The organism is Microcoleus sp. CAWBG58 (assembly GCF_020883045.1).
Taxonomy (GTDB): domain Bacteria; phylum Cyanobacteriota; class Cyanobacteriia; order Cyanobacteriales; family Microcoleaceae; genus Microcoleus.
The window spans coordinates 7,817-12,731 of sequence record NZ_JAHRFA010000131.1 but is presented as its reverse complement, the minus strand read 5'-3'; the positions used below and the strand labels follow the sequence as shown (position 1 = coordinate 12,731).

Sequence of the window (4,915 nt, the reverse complement as noted above, 5' to 3'; positions counted from 1 at the left end):
CCCGCCCCTACAGGTTAAAAGCGCGATCGTGAATCTCTTGTTGGGTGGGGGCGGGTTTATTAAGATTGTTGGTACTCATTAGAGATGGTTGGTGAACCGACTCTTACAGGTTAAAAGCGCGATCGTGAATCTCTTGTTGGGTGGGGGCGGGTTTATTAAGATTGTTGGTACTCATTAGAGATGGTTGGTGAACCCGCCCCTACAGGTTAAAAGGGCGATCGTGCATCTCTTGTTGGGTGGGGGCGGGTTTATTAAGATTGTTGGTACTCATTAGAGATGGTTGGTGAACCCGCCCCTACAGGTTAATGCAGAACGTTCCAATATCTTATTTACATCCGTTACATCCCATACACCGCTTTGTTACCAAACTTCTTCTTCCTTCTTCCTTCTTCCTTCTTCCTTCTTATAATATTATCCTCAAACGACTAACAGAGTGACAGTAATGTTATCTCGACCGCCACAAGAGCGAGCAAATTCTACGAGATGGCGCGCCATGCCGATCGCATCTTCTGAAGCATTGCCCTTGACAAGATCGGCGAGTTGTGGCGCGTCGGGTGCATAATTCCACAATCCATCCGTACAAAGTAACAAATATCCAGAGCCGGGAATCGGAAACTGCACGATCGAAGGAATCGCATCATTTTTAGCATCCACACCCAGCCAGCGCGTAATGGCATGAGCTTTATCGGACTTGCTAGCTTCGGCTGCGCTCATTTGTCCCGATGTAACTATTTCGTTAAACCAAGAATCATCTCGCGTCAGCAGTTGGGAGTTTTCCCGATTCCCGAAGGGATCGCTTCGCGAATCGATCCAGTAGGCGCGACTATCTCCCAACCAAGCAATTGTCGCGATCGCATTTTGGACGACTGCGGCTACAATCGTCGTCGAAGGTGCATCTTGATTCAAACTTCTATGAGGAATAAGACAGACTTCATTGAGTGCGGCAGCGATTCCGTGTTGGAGAGCTGTTTCTGGAGCGAGATGTTGTTGCAGAGCAGTGAAAATGCCATTTCTGGCACCTTCTGCCGCTGCTTTTGATGCCAATTCGGGAAACTGAGAACTGGACACTCCATCGCAGGCGATCGCAATATAAGTGTTGCTGCTTTCTATTACCGCACAAGCCAAGTAATCTTCATTGCGTTCGTGTCTCAATCCCCGATCGCTCACTCCCGCAAAATTAGGCTGAAGATTCACTTCCATGCGATCGGTTTCTCGGACTTGCCGGCGTTCATTCTTGAACCCGCAAACCGAACAGTATCCATCGGCATCGATCGCCTCTGGTGCCGCGCCGCATTTATTGCATAGTTTTGTAGAATTTTCAGTAACATTGACGGGTGCATTGACCAGTGGCGTACCGCATTCTTCGCAAAAGCGATCGTCTGTTTGAACTACAGCTTCACAGTTGGGACATTGCATAGTTTGGGTCTTAAAAAAGCATGAGTAATATCGCTTCCTGCTGGATCGGAATGATTTAACCGCAGAGGGCGCAGAGAACACAGAGAGAGACAAGAGAGATGAATAATTCTGATGTTACCGGATTTGATATAACAAGAAAATATGGCGGTTCAAAACGCGGCTACAGGAGTAAAACTGGCCTGTGCAGGTTGAAAATTCCTGAGTCTGTGCAGGCGTGAATTCCATTCGCTTTCCTCTCCTACAACCACGTTCTTGGACGCACGCGATTCGCCTCATCAACCAAACGAATCTTTTCCACTCCCGTGGATAAATGTGCCATGGCGCGCAAGGCTTTTTCTAACCCTTTTCTGAGCTCTACTTCTTGCAGTTGATGACCCAAAAGGACGATCGCCGATGGCTGAATCGCTTTTGAAACGATCGATCCTAGGGCCGTTTCTAAAAGCTGTTTCGTCAAGCGGTGCCGCTCGATGCCTTCGAGCGTTAAGGCTTCGAGCGTCGTGGCTGCTAGGCTCAACTCCTTGGCTCCTGGTGCGGTATGTTTTGGATCGATCAGCATCCGCGCCATTTCCACCCGCGATCGCACCGACAAATTCGAGGTTGGCGGCACTCGTCGCAACGCCTCCACCGCCGCCTGACGATCGCCTGTAGCACTCAAACACCTGGCCAAGCCAAACGTCGCGCTGACGTAACTGGGGTCAGTCCGACACACGCGATCGTAGAGCTTAATTGCCTGCTTGCGATCGCCTGCCAATTCCGCCGCCAGCGCCAATCCCAGTTGGGGAGCCAGTTCCCCCGGCAGTTCCGAGTAAACGCGATCGAACTGTTCCTGTGCCGGTTTTGCCTGACCCCGCGCCAGCAGCAACCTACCGCGATACCAACGCACGCGCCAATCCCAAACATCAAGTTGTTCGGCTTGCGTTAGTGCCGTTTCGGCGGCTGGATAGCGGCGAATCTCGATCGCACTGTCAGCCAGTCGGAGTAAGGCTTCGCGAAAGTTGGGATACTGCTGCACCACCTGCTCCAAATTCACCTGACGCTGTATGGGATCGGCGATCGCTTGGGCATTCAATACCGCATTAAAAGCTGGATCGTTGCTATCCATCGTCGGTACGGGCAACTGTCGGAAGTCCGCGCCAATCGGTTCCAAGTCTGAAGATGCCGTCAGCGCGAGCATATCGGAGCCGAACAGGGTACTGGCAGCCGGATGTGGCGTATTTGTTTCCAGCGCCACCACTTCCCGCAACACGCCCAACAATCGATCGGCCATTTCCTCCGCCGACTGGAAGCGATCGTCAGCGTTGTACGCCGTGGCTTTGAGCAAGAAGCGATAGAGGGATTCTTGCTTGGCAAATAGGGGCTCTTCTTGCGGACTGGGTAACTTGTACTGGTGTTGTTTGCTGAAGCCCGAAATGTTCGTCACCAAGACGGCGAGGGTGCGGCCGATCGTGAATAAATCCGAGACGATGGTGGGCCCTTCTCCTGCTTCCGGTGCGCTGTACCCCACCGTTCCGTAAATGTCCCCATCTAAGTCGTCAATGCGCCGCACCCCACCCATATCGATCAGTTTCACGTCATTGCTTTCGAGCATGACATTATCCGGTTTGAAGTCGCAATAAACTAAACCTTGAGCGTGCAGGTAGGCAAAAGCGCCGAGAATGCGGTGAATGTAGGCGATCGCCTCAGCAACAGGTAACACTCCGCGCGTCTTGCGAATCTCCTTGAGCGTCTGACCTCCAACGTACTCCATAATGATGAAGCCTTCGTTGAGGTGGTTGACGAAGTTGTAAATCCCAACGATATTGGCGTGTTTGACAGAGGCGAGGAATTGGCGTTCGGCTACAGCAACGGCGGCGCTGGCTTCATCCTCCGTGTTGAGCAACCCTTTAAGAACGACGTAGCGCGACAGACTCCTATCAAATCCCAAATAGATCCAGCCGAGTCCCCCATAGGCGATCGCACCTTTGACTTCATACTGGTTAATGACGCGATCGCCCGGTTTGAGGCTGGGAACGAAGGAATACTTGTGGCCGCACTTCGGACAAAACCCTTTTTCCCGACGTAAAGCGTTGTTGCAACTGGAACAGAAGCGTTTGTTTTCCGGGACGACAGCTTCTGCAAGCAGCGCCTTTTCCGGTTCAGTCGAAGGGAGTTCCGGAATCGATACCAATCCCGCACCTAATTGTTTGCGGCTGCTTCTAGAGGCGCTACCCGTGCGCCGGGAACTGCGGCTGCTTGGGGAGGATGAACCCGTCGGCGTACTGGCTGTGGGTGAGTTAGTTCTGGATAAGCTCGCGTTTGATGCAGTGGGGAGAGGGGAGGAAAGCAGCCCTTCTGGGGTTTTGACGGCCGCCATGCCGCAGACATCGCAATAGCCATCTTCGATCGTTCCCGTACAACCCGATTTTTGGCATTTATCGCCATCCATTTTTACAGATTTCCTTAAGCAAGAATTGGTGTATGGTGGATTCTTTCACATATTTCAAGTATGCGCGATGAACCCAAGTTCAGGGATATTCGAGATAGCTTTGCAATAGAATTTAACGAAATTTAACGATGACCATCGTGTTAATCCTTTTTATCTAAAAAAGCCACTATTTTTAATAAAGCTTCACGATAGATTTTTTTGCCATCAGCATTGAGGTGAACGCCATCCGAAGTCAAATTAGCCTTCAAAGCTTTACCTTCAAATAACGGCTGCAAGCCAGCTTCATCAATTGATAAATTTTCAGCAGCAGCAACCGGGCGGAGCAACTGATTAAACTTATCGACTCTCGAAATCGGAGCAGCAACAGTAATATCGCGACTGGCCTCAACAGTCGAATAAAAAGCTGGCAACAAAATCACCTGTTTCTCCCCCATATCTTTTTTGATAGTGCTAATTATTTGGCGCATATTTTGGACAAATTGTCCGTCCATAGTTCTGTAAATAGCATCATTTGTCCCGAGAGCAACAATCGCGCGATCGCACTTAACTCGAACAGCCGTTAAAAACTTAAGCTGTTCCAACTGAGAAATCGCACTCATGCCGCCGATCGCAAAATTAAAAGAATTGTCACCCAGAGTATTCCCCAGCATCGAAGTGATCGAATCTCCAAAAAAACAAGTTTTGATATGCGCGTTCCGAGTCACAGCAACTTGATACTTTACCTCATCTTGCCACCAAGACTGAGAACTCAGCGTATCCGTCGGCAATTCCAGATAATTTGCATTCGCCATTACCAAAGTTCTACCCAAATAGCCCCGCTTCCCTGCGTAAATCAAAATAATAGATAGCAAAACTACATTTAACACAATCGAAAATATAAAAACATATTTCATTGTTTTCTACCCCAACGGACAATCTATTATTGTCATCTAAAAAAGGTTTGTAGTGAGGACTTCAGTCCTTCTTTTTGCGGACTAAAGTCCTCACTACAAACCATTCTCAAAAAAAATCTTTCTTTTATTCAACTCTCATGCCGACTTGAATTCCTCACTACAAATCAAATTCTGAAACATT

3 protein-coding genes are annotated in these 4,915 nt (G+C 49.3%); all 3 read right to left on the bottom strand.

The window, feature by feature from the left end; all coding sequences use genetic code 11:
• Nucleotides 1-417: 417 nt before the first annotated feature.
• The gene (locus tag QZ918_RS31520) at nucleotides 418-1,416 is read right to left on the bottom strand and encodes a PP2C family protein-serine/threonine phosphatase (RefSeq protein WP_293342664.1); all 999 of its coding nucleotides are present in this window, start codon (nucleotides 1,414-1,416) and stop codon (nucleotides 418-420) included.
• Nucleotides 1,417-1,654: 238 nt separating this feature from the next.
• Nucleotides 1,655-3,841 (bottom strand): serine/threonine-protein kinase, encoded by a 2,187-nt coding sequence (locus tag QZ918_RS31515; RefSeq protein ID WP_293342661.1) that lies wholly within the window; start codon nucleotides 3,839-3,841, stop codon nucleotides 1,655-1,657.
• A gap of 140 nt (nucleotides 3,842-3,981) precedes the next feature.
• Nucleotides 3,982-4,734: an SGNH/GDSL hydrolase family protein gene (locus tag QZ918_RS31510; RefSeq protein ID WP_293342657.1), complete on the bottom strand. Its 753-nt coding sequence runs from the start codon at nucleotides 4,732-4,734 to the stop codon at nucleotides 3,982-3,984.
• Nucleotides 4,735-4,915 lie beyond the last annotated feature (181 nt).

Coding starts and splice junctions, on each gene's coding strand:
- QZ918_RS31520 (WP_293342664.1), bottom strand. CDS start 1,416: ATGCAATGTCCCAACTGTGAAGCTGTAGTTCAAACAGACGATCGCTTT.
- QZ918_RS31515 (WP_293342661.1), bottom strand. CDS start 3,841: ATGGATGGCGATAAATGCCAAAAATCGGGTTGTACGGGAACGATCGAA.
- QZ918_RS31510 (WP_293342657.1), bottom strand. CDS start 4,734: ATGAAATATGTTTTTATATTTTCGATTGTGTTAAATGTAGTTTTGCTA.